A 16334-nucleotide genomic window follows, 5' to 3' on the forward strand; every position below is an offset into this window, starting at 1 on the left:
CGTCCGTCGCTGGTCGCGTCAGCTCTTGTAGGTCCCGAGCGTGACGTCGGCCTCGCGCGTCTGACCGTCGCGGACGTAGGTGATCGTCGTCTTCGCACCGCCGGCGAAGAAGCGGACCTGCGCGGTCAGGTCGGTGGCGTCCGCCACCGATGCCGAGCCGATCTTCGTCACGACGTCGCCCTTCTGCAGGCCGGCGTCCGCCGCCGCTCCGCCGGACGACACCGACTTGATGAGCGCACCCATCTGGGTGGCGTTCGCGTCCTCGGAGGCGTCGCCGACCGTCGCGCCGAGCAGACCGTGCGTCGCGGACCCGTTCTCACGGATCTCGTTCGCGACGCGCTGGACCAGGTTCGCCGGGATGGCGAAGCCGACACCGATGCTGCCCGACTGCGCGTCGGAGGACTGGGAGCTGCCCGCGCTCGCGATCGCGACGTTGATGCCGATCAGCTTGCCCTTCGAGTCGAGCAGGGCGCCGCCCGAGTTGCCGGGGTTGATCGACGCGTCGGTCTGGATGACCGGCAGCGAGACGGTCGTCTTGGTGGAGGATCCGCCGTTGCCCGGGAACTCGAACGGGCTGTCGCCGTTGCCGCCCTCGTTCGAGTCGCCGCCCTGGCTGGGGGCGCTCGAGGCGACCTGGATGCTGCGGTTCAGGGTCGAGACGATGCCGTCGGTGACGGTGTTCGACAGGCCGAGCGGCGCGCCGATCGCGACCGCGGTGTCACCGACGTTGAGCTCGGAGGAGTTCGCGAAGGAGATCGGCTTGGTGCCGGTCGCGTCGATCTTGATGACCGCGAGGTCGACCGTCGGGTCGGTGCCGACGAGCTTCGCCGGGTAGATCCTGCCGTCGGACGTCGTGACCGTGATCGTGCCGTTCGAGCTGTCACCGTCGAGGGTCACCACGTGGGTGTTCGTGACGATGTACCCGTCCTTCGTGAAGAAGACACCGGAGCCGGTGCCGCCCGCGGAGCCCGAGGAGACGTTGATCGTGACGACGGACGGCGTCGCCTGCGCGGCGACCGCCGTCACGACGGTGGCGTTGTTGTAGTCGTTGACCGTGAGGTTGCCGCCGTTCTGCGACGAGCCGGAGCCGATCACGGTGGTGCCGCCGCCCTGGGCTGCACCGGCCGCCCAACCGGCGCCGCCGCCCACCAGGCCGGCGAGCACCAGACCCGCGACGATCGGCAGGACGAGCTTGTTGCGGCCGCCCTTCCCGTTCGCGGTCGTGCCCGTTGCGGCACCCGCGGCGGTCCCGGTCGCCGCACCCGCGGCAGCGCCGCCGAAGTAGTGGCCGTTGCGCTGGTTCGAGCCGTCCACGTCGCCGAAGGCGCTGGCGGACGAGGGGGCCTGGGCGGAGCCGGGGTACGAGGCGCTCTGCGGTGCGCCGTACTGCGAGCCGACCTGCGGCGTGCCCTGGGCGTACTCGCCGTAGCGGGGCTGGCCCTGGGACCGGCCGTACTGGTCCTGACCGTACGGGGTCGGGTTCTGGGTCTGGCCGTACTGGCTCTGGCCGTCCTGGCCGTACTGGCTCTGGCCGTACTGGTTCTGGCTCTGGCCGTACTGGTTCTGGTCCTGGCCGTACTGACTCCGGCCGTACTGGCTCTGGTCCTGGCCGTACTGGCCCTGGCCGTACTGGCTCTGTCCGTACTGGCCCTGGCCGTACTGGCTCTGTCCGTACTGGCCCTGGCCGTACTGGCCCTGGTCCTGGTCCTGGCCGTACTGGCCTTGGCCGTACTGGCTCTGACCCTGGCCGTACTGGCTGTGCCCGTACCGGTCGTCGTCCTGGCCGTGGGCGCTCTGGCCGGACGCGCTCTGTCCGTCGCCCCGGCCGTGGTGAGCGTTGTCGGAGCCGTAGGGGCTGGCCTGCTGCCCGGCATCGCTGCCGTCGCGGTCGCGGTCGATGGTCGGGTAGGGCGCGGTGTAGCGGTCCGTCGTGGTGTCGGTCCCCGCAGCGATGACGTCGGTCTCGGCCCCGTGGGCGTCGTCGATGACGTCGGTGTGGTCGTGGTCCGTACGGCGGTCGGCGGGCTGTCCGGAGACGTCCTGCGTCGACGTGCCCTCGCCGGAGGTGGCGCGCGAGGCGTCCTCGGCTGCGGCCCGGTGGTCGGTTTCCTCGGGGCGGTTGTCGTCGCCCTGGCCGTGTGGCGTGGTGTCGGTCATGCTGGACGTGCTCCTTTCAAGCTCGTGCAGTCTTCCGGACCCACCTGAGCGGTGCTCCTGCTGGCGCTGCAAGCGACCTATGGCGATCTTATGCGTGGGCTGTGGACGCGTTCCCGGTCTCGCGGCGCCGGGTGACCCGCAGGACGCGCACTGCCGATCCGTCCGACTAGGTTGGGGCCTCCAGGCCGTCGACCCGCGCCGCGCGCACCGGAGGGACCACCATGCACCGCAACGGACCCTGGCTCCGAGCTGCCGAGGGAGCGATGCTGCTCGGTCCCGACGGTGTCCCTGCGCCGACCGTCTTCGCCGAGATGAGCGCGCTCGCTGCCGCCACCGGCGCCGTCAACCTCGGCCAGGGCTTCCCCGACCAGGACGGCCCGGTCGAGGTGCTCGACGCCGCGGTCGACGCGATCCGCCGCGGTGTGAACCAGTACCCGCCCGGCCGCGGGGCGCCGGAGCTCCGGGAAGCGATCGCCGAGCACCAGGGGCACTGGTACGGGCTGACGGTCGACCCGGACCGCGAGGTCCTCGTCACCGCCGGCGCGACCGAGGCCCTCGCCGCGACGCTGCTCGCGTTCGTCGAGCCGGGCGACGAGGTCGTCACCTTCGAGCCCTTCTACGACGCGTACGGGGCGCTGATCCGTCTCGCCGGCGGCACCCACGTCACGGTTCCCCTGACGGCACCGGACTTCCTGCCGGACGAGGACACCCTGCGTGCCGCGTTCACCGACCGCACGCGGGTCGTGCTGGTGAACACACCGCACAACCCGACCGGGCGGGTCCTCCCCCGCGAGGTCCTGGCCACCGTCCTCGAGCTCGCCGAGCGGCACGACGCCCTGGTCGTCACCGACGAGGTGTACGAGCACCTCACCTTCGGCGCACCGCACGTCCCCGTCGCGACCCTGCCCGGTGCAGCGGACCGGACGATCACGATCTCCAGCGCTGGCAAGACCTTCAGCACCACCGGCTGGAAGATCGGCTGGCTCACGGCGGCGCCCGCACTCGTCGAGGCCGTCGTCTCGGTCAAGCAGTACCTGACGTTCGTGAACGGGGCTCCCTTCCAGCCCGCGGTCGCAGCCGGGCTCCGTCTGCCCGACGAGGTGTTCCACGGCATCGCGCGGGAGCTGTCCGAGAAGCACGAACTGCTCGCGGGTGGACTCCGCGCGTCGGGCTTCGAGGTGATGCACCCGGACGGTGGGTACTTCGTCCTCGCGGACACCGCACCGCTCGGGTACGACGACGCCCGGGAGTTCTGCCTGCGGCTCCCCGGACTCGCCGGGGTCGTCGGCGTCCCCGTGTCGGCGTTCGTCCGACCGGAGCGCGCGGCGGGCTACCGGTCGCTCGTGCGCTTCGCGTTCTGCAAGCGCCGCGACGTCCTGTCCGAGGCCGTCAGCCGCCTCGCAGCCCTCGCCCCGACCCACTGACCCGGAGGCGCCCCCACCCTCCCCCACGGCGCACCCCGTGATCCGGCGCGCCGCACCCGACGTGCACGTCCGCCACCGTCCCGCGAGGACCAGCCGAGCGGGCCTCTTCTGCACTTCTCGCCGCACCGAGCCGTCGTTTCCGCCCGCTCGGTGAGCGCTGGTCACCCGGTCACCGCGAGCGGGCCTTCTCTGCTCGTCTCGCCGCACTGAGCCGCCGTTTCCGCCCGTCCGACGAGCGCCGGTCACCCGGCCACCCGGTCCCCCAGCCACCGCGAGCGGGCCTCTTCTGCACGTCTCGGCGCACCGAGCCACCGTTTCCGCCCGTTCGACGAGCGCCGGTCACCCGGCCACCCGGCCACCCGGCCACTCGGTCCCTTAGTCACCGCGAGCGGGCCTTCTCTGCTCGTCTCGCCGCACGGAGCCGCCGTTTCCGCCCGTCCGGCGAGCGCCGGCCACCCGGTCCCCCAGCCACCGCAAGCGGGCCTCTTCTGCACGTCTCGGCGCACCCAGCCGCCGTTTCCGCCCGTTCGACGAGCGCCGGCCACCCGGTCCCTCAGCCACCGCGAGCGGGCGTTCTCTGCACGTCTTCCCGCACTGAGCCGCCGTTTCCGCCCGTCCGGGGAGCGCAGCTCGTCGTGCCGACACCGGCCGACGCCGGCTGTCCCCGCGAGCGGGTCGTTCCTGCATCCTTCGACACGCGGCCCTCCCGGTTCCGCCCGTTCGCCGTCGTGCGCTGGTCCGCGCTGTTCGTCCGCTCGCAGCAGAGGGCGACCACGACTGCACCAGGGGGTGCGAGCGGGCGGAATCGAGGGCGGAGCTCGCGCCGCGATGCCGGTTCCGCCCGCTCGGGGAGACAGACGTGCGGCAGAGGCGCGGGCGGGCGCAGCCTGTGCGGCGCGGGCGTGGGCGTGGGCACAGTCCGTGCCCGTGCGGGGCGTGCGCTCAGCGCGGGCGCACGTCGAACCGACGGAGCGCGAGCGAGGGGTTGACCGCACGGACCGCCTCGGTGGTCGCGGTGTCGATCGTCGCGACGACGGTGCCGGGCTGGGCTCCGCCGGCGGCGACCGCGACACCGGCGGGGTCGATCACCACGGAGTCGCCGATACCGATCGGCCCGGTCTGACCGACCCCGACCACCCAGACCGTGTTCTCGATCGCACGGGCGGTCAGCAGCGTGCGCCAGTGGTGTTCCTTCCCGGGGCCGCGCACCCACTCGGCCGGCAGGACCACCGCATCGGCTGCGCCGACCTCGGGTGCGGCCAGGCGCCGGGTGACCTCGGGGAAGCGCAGGTCGTAGCAGGTCTCGAGGCCGATGCGGACCCCGCCGAGCTCGAACACCGGCAGCTGGTCGGCATCACCCGACTCGATGCGGTCGGACTCCTTCGACCCGAACGCGTCGTACAGGTGCACCTTGCGGTACGTCGCCGCGATCGATCCGTCGGGCAGCACCGCGACCAGGGTGTTCCGGAACCGTCCCGGCGTCCCCGCGGTCTCGGCCACACCCACGACGAGCGCGATGGCGTGCTGTCGCGCGATCGCCCGGAGCCCGGTCACGAAGGGCCCGTCGAGCGGCTCGGCGGCGGCGACGAACCGGTCGTCGATCTCCGCGCTGAAGTACGACGTGTACTCGGGCGTCACGAGCAGGTCGACCCCGCGCGCGGCGGCGTCCTCGGCAGCGGCCTGCACGGTGCGGAGGTTGGCTGCCGTGTCGTCGACGGGAGCGAACTGCGCGGCGGCGACGGTGAGGGTTGCCATGGCCCGAGCGTAGCCGCGGCACGTCCTCGCTGAACGCAGCGGCGAGGACGACCGGCGCGACGAGCACGACCAGCACGACCGGCACGACCGGCACGACCGGCACGACCGGCACGACCAGCACGCGGTGCACGACCAGCAGGCCTTGCACGTCCGGGTGGAACGAGGAAGGCCCCGGTCCGAGTGGACCGGGGCCTTCTTGTGACGCTTGGTTGCGGGGGCAGGATTTGAACCTACGACCTCTGGGTTATGAGCCCAGCGAGCTACCGAACTGCTCCACCCCGCGGCACATCCAATAGCCTACACACCCCGGTGGCGGGGCACAAATCGAGTGCCCCGCCACGGCGTGTCAGTTGCCGTTCTCGGCTTCGGTCGCGGCCTCGATGGCGTCCTGCAGGCGCTTGTCCGCCTCGGCCGCAGCGACCAGGTCGTTGTCGGCGTAGGCCTTCTGGCGGTCCTGCAGCGCGCTGCGCGCGTCGGCCAGGGCCCGGTCGAGCGCCTGGTTGCCGGTGTTGCTCGACGAGTCGCCCGAGCCGCCGGAGGAGGACCCTCCGGACGACGAACCGGAGTCACCCGAGGAGTCGGACGATCCCGAACCCGAGTCGGACGAGCCCGAGCCCGACGAACCCGAGCCCGACGAACCCGAGTCCGACGAACCGGTCGAACCCGACCCGTTCGCCGCGCCCTGGTCACCGGCGGCAGCACCGGAGTCACCGTCGAACAGCTCGTTGAGCGCCTGGTCGAGGGTGTCCTCGAACGCGATCTTGTCGCCGAAGGCCACGAGCACCTTCTGCAGCAGCGGGTACGAGCCACTCGAGGTCGACTGGACGTAGACGGGCTGGACGTAGAGGAACCCACCGCCGACCGGCAGCGTCAGCAGGTTGCCCTGCTTCACGGTCGAGTTGCCCCGCTTCAGGATGTTCAGCTCCTGCGACACGGTGGTGTCACCGTTGAAGAGGCTCTGCACCTGCGCCGGACCCGGGATGTTGTCCGTCTTCGGCATCGTCAGCAGCGTGAGCTTGCCGTAGTTCGACGCCTTCTCGCCCTTGCCGGCACCACCCGCGTCGGAGTCCACCGCCAGGTACCCGGTCAGCACGTTGCGGTTGTTCGCTCCGGCCGACTGCTGCGGGATGTAGGTCGTGTACAGCGAGTAGGCGGTGTCCTGCCCCGGCACCTTCATCGTCAGGTAGTACGGGTCCTGCAGGTTGCCCTGCGACGCCGTGGTCCTGGTACCGAGGGCGTTCGTCGTCGTCTGCGACACCGTGTCCGAGTTGGCCTCGGAGTCGGTCGTGCCCGTGGTGGTCTCCTGCGGGGTGTTCCACGCGTCGTCACCCGAGTAGAACGAGTTCGCGTTCGTCACGTGGTACGTGCCGAGGATCGAGCGCTGCACCTTGAACAGGTCGGTCGGGTAGCGCACGTGGTCGAGGAGTTCCGCGCTCATCTGCGAGACCGGCTGCGTCGACGTGGGGAAGATCTTCTGCCACGTCTTGAGCACCGGGTCCTCGGTGTCCCACGCGTAGAGCGTCACCTTGCCGGTGTACGCGTCGACGGTGGCCTTCACCGAGTTGCGGATGTAGTTCACCTGGTCCGTGCGGAACGCCGACGAGTCGGTCCCGGCGACCGTGTCCGACAGGCTCTGGCTCTGGGAGTACGGGTAGGCGTCGCTCGTCGTGTAGCCGTCCACGATCCACTGGATGCGGTGGTCGACGATCGCCGGGTACGCGTCACTGTCGAGCTTCAGGTACGGAGCGACCTTCTGCACGCGCTGGATCGGGTCGCGGTCGTACAGGATCTGCGAGTCGCGGTTCACCGCGTCCGACAGCAGGATCTGCTCCGACTGGAACTTCGCCGCGTAGACGAGGCGGTTGAAGAACCCGCCGAGGCTCGGTCCGCCGTCGCCCTGGTACGTCGTCGTGGCGTTGCCGCCGTCGCTGTCGTCGGAGCCGGCCGGGTAGTCGAGCTCGATGTTCTTCGAGCCCTCGGGTCCGCCCACGATGGAGTACGGCGGCGAGGTCTCACCGAAGTAGACACGCTCCTGGTAGTTGCCGAGCTGCCCGTTCGACGGGATGCCGGACTCGAGGAACACCGGCTTGCCGTCGCTCGCGCGCTGGTTGCCGTAGGCCGCGGTGACGCCGAAGCCGTGGGTGTAGACGAACGTCCGGTTGTACTGGGTGTTCGCCTGCGAGCTGAGCCCGTCGAGGTCGATGTCGCGGACCGCGATGACGGTGTCCTCGGTCTGGCCGTCGATGTCGTAGCGGTCGACGTCCAGCTGGTCGGGGAACTGGTAGTACTGCCGGTACTGCTGCAGCTGGCTGAACGTGTCCGAGACGATCTTCGGGTCGATCAGACGGATGTTCGCCGTGGTCTGGGCGTCCTGCGCCAGTGCACCGGAGCTCGCCTCGGTCGTGGCGTCGTAGTTCTGCTCCTGCACCCCGCTCACGCCGTACGCGTCGCGGGTGGCCTTGATGTTGCGCTCGATGAAGGCCGACTCGTAGGTCCGCTCCGACGGCTTCACCTGGATGCGCTGGACGATCCAGGGGTAGATGCCGCCGATGACGATCGCCGCGACGAGCAGCAGCCCGGTGCCGACGATCGAGATGCGCCAGCGGCCGATGACGGCGGTGACGATGAAGAGGATCGCGACGATCGCCGCGATGCCCGCCATGATCTCGCGCCCCGGGATGACGGCGTTGACGTCGGTGTACTGCGCACCCGTGATGAGCGGGTTGTCCTTCGTCAGCGCGGCGTACTGGTCGAGCCACAGGCTGACGGCCTGCAGCGCCACGTAGACCGCTGCGGTGACGGCGAGCTGGACGCGCGCGGCCTTCGAGATGCGGACCTCGCGACCGCCGAAGCGGAGCGCGCCGTAGAGGTAGGTCGCGGCGAGCGCGGCGATGCCGGCGATGAGGACGACGGCCGACGAGTACGCCACGATCGAGCGCCAGAACGGCAGCTCGAACACGTAGAACCCGATGTCCAGCCCGAACTGCGGGTCCTTCTGGCCGAACGGGGTCCGGTTGAAGTACTCGAGCACCATGCTCCAGCGACCGGCGGTCGCGAGCCCGGCGAACAGGCCGAGGACGACCGGGATGCCGATCATGACCGCGCGGCGCAGGGGCTCGATGACCTGCTGGTAGCGGTCGAGCTGCGAGTTGAGCTTGGCGTAGACCGGGCGGAAGCGGAAGGCGAGCGCGATGCTCACGTAGACCGGGACCGCCATGCCGAGGAACCCGGCCACGAACATGAGCGTGCCCGCGATCCAGCGCGTGGTGAGGACCTGCTGGAACCCGAGCTGCGCGAACCACGCGTAGTCGGTGTACAGGCTGGCGAAGATGAAGAAGCCGATCACCAGTGCGGCCAGCACGATGATCGTGACCACGATCGGGACCCGCGGCGAACGCCGCCCAGCAGTGCCCGAGGTGGACGAGGTTGTCGTCACTTGATGTGCTCCAGACGTGTCGGACCGGCGGGCCCGGCGCGCCGGGCCGTCAGTGCTCCGATCCTATTGGTCCGGACCGACAGCGAAACTGTACGGGGACTCAGGAAGGCGAGCCGAGCCTCCAGGCCGGTCGGCCGGGAGGCGCGGATCGCGTCGAGCGCGCACGTCGCGCCGTGCGGGTGATCGGGTCAGGAGCCGCAGCGTGCGAGCCCGGCGGTGCTCTTCCCCGCGGCGATCGTCTCGAGGTCGGTGACCGCCTGGTCGAGCGTGGCGACCTTGTAGACGTCGAGTCCGTCCGGCACGTGGCCGACGACCTCGTCGCAGTTGTCGGCCGGCGCCAGGAACACGGTCGCACCGGCGTCCTTCGCGCCGTAGAGCTTCTGCCGGATGCCACCGATCGGGCCGACCTCGCCGTCCGCGGTGATCGTGCCGGTGCCCGCGACGTGCTTCCCGCCGTTGAGCTCGCCCGGCGTCAGCTCGTCGATGATCCCGAGCGCGAACATCATGCCGGCGGACGGGCCGCCGACGTCCTGCAGCGCGATCTTCACGTCGAAGGGGAAGTCGTACCGTTCGGTGACGCCGACCCCGAGGAGCGGGGTCCCCTGCTCCTCGCGGGGGGTGACCTCGACCTGCTCGCGCTTCCCGTCGCGCAGCAGCGTCACCGTCGCCGGCGACGAGGTCCCGTGCTCCGCGACCGCCGCACGGAGCGACCCGGCGTCGACGTTCTCGGTCAGCTGCTCCCCGTCGAAGGCCGTGATGACGTCGCCCTCGCGGATGGTGCCGTCCGCAGCGGAGCCCTCCTGCACCGTCCCGACCCGGAGCTCGGTCGGCAGGTCGTGGCCCTGGTGGATGAGCGCGGCGGCGACGGCGGACTGCTGCGACGACCGCATGTCGGCCTCGTCCTGCTGGTTCACCTGCTCGGTGGTGGTGCCCTCCGGGTAGACGGCGCTCGCGGGGATGACCGCCTCGGAGCGCGAGAACAGCGCGCGGATCACGCTCGTCCACGACGGGCGGTTCGTGGCGTCACCCTGGATGCCCACGGTGAGCATGTCGAGCGCGCCACCCGTCGGGTACGTCTCCGCCCCGTCGATCTGGATGAGCTCGACGTCCTTCGCGTCCTTGCCCTGCCCCTGCCGCTGCGTGCCGATCGTGTTGTAGACCGGCCCGGGCACCTCGATCAGGTAGGGGCTCGGCAGGAAGCTCGCCAGGAGTCCGAGCACGACCGCGCCGATGACGAACGCCCAGCCGACGGTGCGTGCGCGGGAACGGCGACGGGGCGCGGGGGCGAAGAGGGTCACGGACGTCCTTCCACGGGCGGGGCGCCCGCGGGTGCGGGCGGTGCACCCGCGCGTTGGCGGGTCGGTCGCCCGCGTGCTCGCGGGCTGTTCGCCCTCGGCGCAGCGGTCCGGGCGTCCCCTCGGGAGCATCCCGGGCGCGGCCCCGTGAGCAGCGGTTAGCGTAGTCGTCATGCCTGATCAACCGCAGCCGGGGCCGGACGACGACTTCCAGGAGATGCTGCGCAAGCTGCTCTCCGGAGAGGGACAGATCGACCCGTCGCAGCTCGCGGGCGCGGCCGGACTGCCGAACGACCCGGCGTTCGTGGCGAACCTGATGAGCCAGCTCCAGCGCGCGGCGCAGTCGGGCAGGGACGGCATCGACTTCTCGGTCGCGTCCGAGCGTGCGACCGCGATCGCGCGCGACGGCGGGCACCCGGTCGACCCGGCGACCGCCCAGGCATCGGACCAGGCGTTCCAGGTCGCCGCGCTCTGGCTGGACGAGGCCACGAGCGTCCCCGAGCTCACCGCGACGCCGAGCCTGTACACGCGGGAGCAGTGGGCGAAGGCCACCACCCCGGTCTGGGCGCAGATCGCCGAGCCGGTGGCGCTGAGCATCGCGAACGCGCTCACCGAGGCGATCGACCAGCGCGCGCCCGAGCAGCTCAAGGCCATGCTCGGCGACGTCTCGAAGGCGATGCGCGGCGTCGGCGGCGCCCTGTTCGCGATCCAGCTCGGCCAGGTCGTCGGGCAGCTGTCGAAGGAAGTCGTCTCCGGCGGCGACGTCGGCGTACCGCTCCTGGACGAGCAGGTCGCCGCACTGCTGCCGCAGAACGTCGCCGAGTTCGCCGAGGGCCTCGACGTGCCCGAGGACGAGGTCCGGATCTACCTGGCCGTCCGTGAGCTCGCGCACGCCCGGCTCTTCCGCTCCGCCCGCTGGCTCCGGCTGCACATCATCTCGTCGATCACCGACTACGCACGGGGCATCCACATCCCGTTCGACCGGGTCGAGGAACTGGCCTCGGAGATCGACCCGACCAACCAGGAGCAGCTGCGCGACGTACTCGCGTCCGGGGCGCTCATCCCGCCGCGCACGCCCGAGCAGGAAGCCGCGCTCGGCCGGCTCGAGACGATGCTCGCGCTCGTCGAGGGCTGGGTCGACACGGTCACCGCCGCCGCGACGGTCCGGCTGCCGAAGTCCGACGCGATCGCGGAGATGGTCCGCCGTCGCCGTGCCGCCGGTGGTCCCGCCGAGTCGGCCTTCGCCACGCTCGTCGGCCTCGAGCTGCGCCCCCGCCGTCTGCGCGAGGCCGCTGCGCTCTGGCAGCGCGTCACCGAGGAGTTCGGGGCCGAGGAGCGCGACGCCCTGTGGTCGCACTTCGACGCCGTGCCGACGTCCGAGGACGTGGACGACCCGGACGCCTTCGTGCTGCGGTTGCGGAACCCGGGTCGCTCCGCCGAGGACGACGCGTTCGACAAGGCGCTCGAGGACCTGCTCAACGACGCCTCCGGCGACCGCCCGCGCGAGGACGAGAGCGGCGGCATCGAGGACGAGGGTGGCCCCGCGGACGACCGCGCTGCGGGCGACGACACCCCCGGCGCCGGACCCCGCTAGTTCTCCACAGATCGTGACGGCCGGTCCCCACGGGGCCGGCCGTTCCGCCAGCGTGGGTGCATGGGCATCCGCATCGACCCCACGCTCGAGTTCGTCTGGCGCGACCCGGGGACCGTGCAGCTCGGCGTCGACCCGCCGCGCGCCGTCGTCCCCGTCCCGACCGTGGCCGAGGAGCGCTTCCTCTGCGCGCTCCGGCGGGAGACGAGCCGCGACGCCCTGACCGCCCTCGCCGGGACGACGGGGTGCAGGCCCGAGGTGGCGGCCCGCGTGCTCGGTGACGCCTCCCCCGCCGTCGTCGACGTCCTGCCCGAGCCGCTCGCCCGGGTCGAGGTCCACGGGGACGGCGTCCTCGCCGACACCGTCGCCGAGATGCTCTCCGGCGAGGGCGTGACGGTGGCCCGGACGGCCGCGCGCCGCGGTGGGCCGGTCGTGCTGCCGGACCCGACCCCCGCACTCGCGGTGGTCGTCGTCGACCACGTCGTCGACCCGGCGCTCCGGTCGGCGTGGGCGCGGCGCGGGACCCCGCACCTGTCGCTCGTGGTCGGCGACGGTCGGATCCGGCTCGGGCCGGTGGTCGTCCCGGGCGACGGCCCGTGCCTGCAGTGTGTCGAGTACGCCCGCGTGGACGAGGACCCGGCGTGGCCCGCGCTGGCCGCCCAGGTGTGGGGTCGGCCGGCAGCACCGCTGTCGCCCTGGCGACGCGCAGCGGTCGCATCGGCCGCGGTGCGGATGCTCGTGCAGCGCCTGCCCCTGCGGACCCAGGTCCCCACGACGGAGCAGGTCGTCTTCGACCGCGACGACCTGACGGTCAGCCTGCTGCCGGTGGCACAGCACCCTCGGTGCGCCTGTCGAGCGCTGCCAGGAACCGACTCGGCGCCCGGGCACCCCCGCGCGTGGAACCCTGCCGTGACCACGTGACGGTGACCGAGCGACGCGCGCGGGTCAGCCCGACGTAGAACAGCCGGCGCTCCTCGTCGACCTCGGCGTCGGTCGCGGCGTGGGAGATGGGCAGCAGCCCCTCGGCGGCGCCCACGACCACGACGTGGGGCCACTCCAGACCCTTCGAGGAGTGCAGCGTGGCGAGGGTCACAGCGTCGAGCTCCGGCTCGTGGTGGGTCGCCGCACGGTCGACCAGGTCCTGCGTGAACTGCTGCATCGTCGTGCCGGCGGGCGCGGCCTCGGCCAGGCCCATGACCGCCTGCAACGCCTCCCACTGGTCGCGGACCGCGCCGGTGCCGTCCGGCGGCGTCGGGGTCCAGCCGCTCAGCTGCAGCACGAGCCCGACCCGGCGGGTGAGCTCGTCGTCGGTCTGCCGGACGGCCTCGCCGCGCATGTGGTGCACCGCGAGCTTCACCTCGGGCCGGTCGAAGAACCGCGTGCCGCCCTGCACCCGGTACGGGATGCCGGCGCGACCGAGGGCGGACTCGAGCGCGGCGGACTGCGCGCCGACGCGGAACAGGACCGCGCAGTCGCCGAACGCCGCTCCCGACGCCACGAGCTCGCCGATGCGACGGGCGACGGTCTGCGCCTCGTCGCCGTCGTGCACGCAGGGCAGCACCTCCGGCTCCGGGCCCCGCTCGGCGGACTGCGCGACGAGGTCGAGCGCACCGGGCTGCCCGCGCATCAGGGTGTTCGCGGCGTGCACCACCTCGGGCGTCGACCGGTAGTTCCGTTCGAGGCGCACGACCGACCCGCGGGGGAACTCCGACCCGAAGCCCAGCAGGTACCGGCTCGACGCGCCCGCGAACGAGTAGATCGTCTGGCTGGCGTCACCGACCACGCACACGTCGTCGCGGCCGCCGAGCCACGCGCGCAGCAGGTCGTGCTGCACGGGCGAGACGTCCTGGTACTCGTCCACGACGAAGAACCGGTACTGCTGTCGGACGTACGAGGCCACCCGCGGCTCCGACTCGACCATGCCGAGCGTCGCGAGCAGGACGTCCTCGAAGTCGAGTTGCCGACGGTCGTCCTTGAGCTGCTCGTACGCCTTCATGAGGTCGATCACCCGCCGGGGCGGGGTGTCCCGCGGCATCACCCGGTCGGCCGCAGCGGCCTCGTACTCGTCGTAGGTGAGCATCTGCACCTTGCGCCACTCGACCTCGGCCGCGAGGTCGCGGAGCACCGGGGTGTCCACGTGGATCCCGACCGTGTCGGCGGCGTGCGCGATGACCCGTCCCTTGGACTCCACGATGCGCGGGGCGTGCCCGCCGACGGTGTCCGGCCAGAAGTAGCTGAGCTGTGCCATCGCCGCGGCGTGGAAGGTCCGCGCCTGGACCGTCCCGGCGCCGAGCGCGCGCAGCCGCGACCGGAGTTCCCCGGCCGCCCGTGTCGTGAAGGTGAGCGCGAGGACGTGGTTCGGCGAGTACGTGCCGGTCGCGACCCCGTACGCGATCCGGTGGGTGATCGCCCGGGTCTTGCCGGTCCCTGCGCCGGCGAGCACGGCGACGGGGCCGAGCAACGTCCGGGCCACGGTCTGCTGCTCGGCGTCGAGCGCCGCGAGCAGTTCGTCCGGCGACGGCGGGCGCACCGGTGCGGCACCGGTCGCCGCGCGGGGATCGGTCACGGCACGTCCAGCGGCCCGCCGTACCACTCCTCGATGATCGCGCGGGCGATCGACGTGCGGCCGGGCAGCAGCAGGGTGTCGCCGGCACGCTCGCGGACCTCGTCGCGCGAGAACCACCGGACGTCGAGGATCTCGACGCCGTCCGGTCGAGCGGTCGAGGGATCGCCGTCCACGGCGCGTGCGCGGAAGCCGACCATGAGCGACGCGGGGAACGGCCAGGGCTGCGACCCGAGGTACTCGGGCTCCTCGACGCGCACGCCGGACTCCTCCCAGACCTCGCGGCGGACGGCGTCCTCGAGGGACTCCCCCGGTTCGACGAAGCCGGCGAGCAGCGAGTAGCGGTCGGCGTCCCACGCGGCGTTCGACCCGAGCAGGATGCGGTCGTCGGCGTCGGTGACCCCGACGATGATCGCCGCGTCGGTCCGCGGGAAGAGCTCGTGCCCCTCGGGGTCGCGGCGGACCCACCCGCCGCTGACGACGTCGGACGGCGAGCCGGTGCGCGGGGAGAACCCGTGCACGGCGTGCCAGTTCGCCATCGCGACGGCCTCGACCGCGAGGCCCTGGTCGCGGGCGGACAGCTCGGTGCCGAACATGCGCAGGCTCGACCACGCCCCGTCGTCGGGCTCGATCGCGGCGGCGGCCGTCGCGTCGAGCAGCGCGGCGGCGAAGCGCGTGCCGGCGGGAGCGTCGGCGGCGTCGGTGACCGCTCGGCCGAGGTAGAGCGTCACCGCGTGCTCGGGCACCGCGTCGGCGCCCACGAACCGGAGCGCGCCGTCGGCGTCACGGAGCAGCTCGGCACCGCGGACCGGCAGCCACCGGGTGTCCGGGTCGGCGCGCAGGACGCGGTCGAGGTCGGGGGTGGTCCGGAACTCCGCGTCGCGGTCGAGTTCGTTGCGGGACAGCGGGAGTCTGGCGGCGAACTCGACGGTCACGGCGGGGTGCTCCTCGATCGGGACGGGTTTCTCAACGGGACCCTGTGGACGGTGCCCGGGCTTGCACAGGCCAGCGTGGCGTGCGCTCCGGCACCGGACGCGGACCTACCCTGAGGGGCATGGCGGGATCCCAGTTCACTCTAGCCGCGTTGGCGACCACGGCCGTTCCCGGTCTGGTCGTCACGGGCACGCGCACACTCGGCTCGGCCGCCTCCGGTGACTACGAGTCGGCCGTCCTCCGCGACGCGGACGGCGCGCTCAGTGCGATCCGTCGCCCGCGCAACCAGCGGGCCGAGGCCCGGCAGTCCGCGGACCTCGTCGCGATCCGTGCCCTGAGCGCCGGCATCCGTTCGCGTCTGCCGTTCGCCGTGGCCGAGTACCGCGGTCAGGCGCCGATCGGCTCGACCCGGGCGATCGTCACGACCTACGTGCCGGGCACCCACCCGACGCTGCGCGACCTGACCGAGCGTCCCGACCTCGCGACCGCCGTCGGCCGTGCCGTCGCGGCCGTCCACCAGCTGCCGACGAGCTTCGTGACGGACGCGGGACTGCCGTCGCTCACCCCGTTCGAGGTCCTGCGCTCCGCCGTCTCCGTGATGGACCGCGCGGTCGCCACGAAGCTCGTGCCCGCCGCACTCGTCGAACGGTGGGAGGGCGCTGCGCGCGACCAGCAGCTCTGGCAGTTCACCCCGACGGTCGTGCACGGCGCGCTGGGCACCGGGGTCGTCCTGGTCGACGGCGACTCGGTCACCGGCGTCCTCGACTGGGGCGAGCTCCGACTCGGCGACCCCGCGAAGGACCTGGCCTGGGTGCTCGCCGGTCACCGCGACGCCTTCGACACCGTGATCAGTGCGTACGAGGCGAACGGCGGGGGTCGGGACCGCCAGCTCGCCCAGCGCGCCCGCGTCCACCACGAGCTCGAGACCGCCCAGTGGCTGCTGCACGGCGTGCAGGCGAAGAGCACCGAGGTGGTCGACGACGCGGTCGCGATGATGCACCGGCTGGTCGACGCCGTGCAGACCCCGAGCGCGGCGCCGCTGCAGTCGGTCTCCCCCGAGACGATGGAGATCGGCGAGGTCGAGCAGTTGCTGTCGTCGACCGAGCGTCGACACGGCTGACCCGGCCGCCGCCCCGTCCGTCGCGACCACCCATCGGACGGGAGGCTCCCCGCGGCCCCG

10 protein-coding genes and 1 tRNA gene are annotated in these 16334 nt (G+C 72.3%); 4 read left to right on the forward strand and 7 right to left on the reverse strand.

Translation table 11 applies throughout. The features are described 5' to 3' along the window. Nucleotides 1–18 precede the first annotated feature (18 nt). Nucleotides 19–2157 (reverse strand): S1C family serine protease, encoded by a 2139-nt coding sequence (locus M3677_RS04235; protein ID WP_251159860.1) that lies wholly within the window; start codon nt 2155–2157, stop codon nt 19–21. A 221-nt stretch (nt 2158–2378) separates the two neighbouring features. Here M3677_RS04235 and M3677_RS04240 point away from each other — a divergent pair, with 221 nt between their 5' ends. Beyond that, complete coding sequence (locus tag M3677_RS04240; RefSeq protein WP_251159861.1) at nt 2379–3581, forward strand: aminotransferase class I/II-fold pyridoxal phosphate-dependent enzyme; 1203 nt, start codon at nt 2379–2381, stop codon at nt 3579–3581. A 942-nt stretch (nt 3582–4523) separates the two neighbouring features. On the opposite strand, the gene M3677_RS04245 is transcribed toward M3677_RS04240, so the two are convergent. From M3677_RS04245 to M3677_RS04260, 4 genes are all read right to left on the reverse strand, one after another. Continuing rightward, nucleotides 4524–5336, reverse strand: coding sequence for a carbon-nitrogen hydrolase family protein (locus M3677_RS04245; protein WP_209683607.1), 813 nt, complete (start codon nt 5334–5336; stop codon nt 4524–4526). A gap of 206 nt (nt 5337–5542) precedes the next feature. Beyond that, nucleotides 5543–5619: transfer RNA gene (locus tag M3677_RS04250), tRNA-Met, on the reverse strand. Between the two features lie 63 nt (nt 5620–5682). Further along, nucleotides 5683–8712 (reverse strand): UPF0182 family protein, encoded by a 3030-nt coding sequence (locus M3677_RS04255; RefSeq protein WP_209683611.1) that lies wholly within the window; start codon nt 8710–8712, stop codon nt 5683–5685. Nucleotides 8713–8960: 248 nt separating this feature from the next. Further along, nucleotides 8961–10070: a S16 family serine protease gene (locus M3677_RS04260; protein ID WP_251154721.1), complete on the reverse strand. Its 1110-nt coding sequence runs from the start codon at nt 10068–10070 to the stop codon at nt 8961–8963. 169 nt (nt 10071–10239) lie between these two features. On the opposite strand from M3677_RS04260, the gene M3677_RS04265 reads away from it, so the two are divergent. Both M3677_RS04265 and M3677_RS04270 read left to right on the forward strand, forming a co-directional pair. Further along, nucleotides 10240–11661 carry a zinc-dependent metalloprotease gene (locus tag M3677_RS04265; RefSeq protein ID WP_251159862.1) on the forward strand — a complete coding sequence of 474 codons (1422 nt, stop codon included), beginning with the start codon at nt 10240–10242 and terminating at the stop codon, nt 11659–11661. Between the two features lie 60 nt (nt 11662–11721). Continuing rightward, nucleotides 11722–12579, forward strand: a complete 858-nt coding sequence (locus M3677_RS04270; RefSeq protein WP_209683615.1) for a hypothetical protein — start codon at nt 11722–11724, stop codon at nt 12577–12579. Here M3677_RS04270 and M3677_RS04275 read toward each other — a convergent pair. Then, nucleotides 12470–14224 carry an ATP-dependent helicase gene (locus M3677_RS04275; RefSeq protein ID WP_209683617.1) on the reverse strand — a complete coding sequence of 585 codons (1755 nt, stop codon included), beginning with the start codon at nt 14222–14224 and terminating at the stop codon, nt 12470–12472. The genes M3677_RS04270 and M3677_RS04275 overlap by 110 nt on opposite strands. Beyond that, entirely contained in the window at nt 14221–15156 is a 936-nt protein-coding gene (nudC, locus tag M3677_RS04280; protein ID WP_209683619.1) for an NAD(+) diphosphatase, read from the reverse strand. The genes M3677_RS04275 and nudC overlap by 4 nt, the downstream gene beginning before the upstream one ends. Before the next feature lie 119 nt (nt 15157–15275). Between nudC and M3677_RS04285 the strand changes: the two genes are divergently transcribed. Continuing rightward, entirely contained in the window at nt 15276–16274 is a 999-nt protein-coding gene (locus M3677_RS04285; RefSeq protein WP_066652883.1) for a phosphotransferase, read from the forward strand. The last annotated feature ends 60 nt before the right edge of the window (nt 16275–16334 follow it).

It is taken from the genome of Curtobacterium sp. P97 (assembly GCF_023712445.1).
GTDB lineage: Bacteria > Actinomycetota > Actinomycetes > Actinomycetales > Microbacteriaceae > Curtobacterium.

Excerpts from the sequence above, each read along its gene's own strand:
- M3677_RS04235 (WP_251159860.1), bottom strand. The coding sequence starts at position 2,157 with ATGACCGACACCACGCCACACGGCCAGGGCGACGACAACCGCCCCGAG.
- M3677_RS04240 (WP_251159861.1), top strand. The coding sequence starts at position 2,379 with ATGCACCGCAACGGACCCTGGCTCCGAGCTGCCGAGGGAGCGATGCTG.
- M3677_RS04245 (WP_209683607.1), bottom strand. The coding sequence starts at position 5,336 with ATGGCAACCCTCACCGTCGCCGCCGCGCAGTTCGCTCCCGTCGACGAC.
- M3677_RS04265 (WP_251159862.1), top strand. The coding sequence starts at position 10,240 with ATGCCTGATCAACCGCAGCCGGGGCCGGACGACGACTTCCAGGAGATG.
- M3677_RS04270 (WP_209683615.1), top strand. The coding sequence starts at position 11,722 with ATGGGCATCCGCATCGACCCCACGCTCGAGTTCGTCTGGCGCGACCCG.
- M3677_RS04285 (WP_066652883.1), top strand. The coding sequence starts at position 15,276 with ATGGCGGGATCCCAGTTCACTCTAGCCGCGTTGGCGACCACGGCCGTT.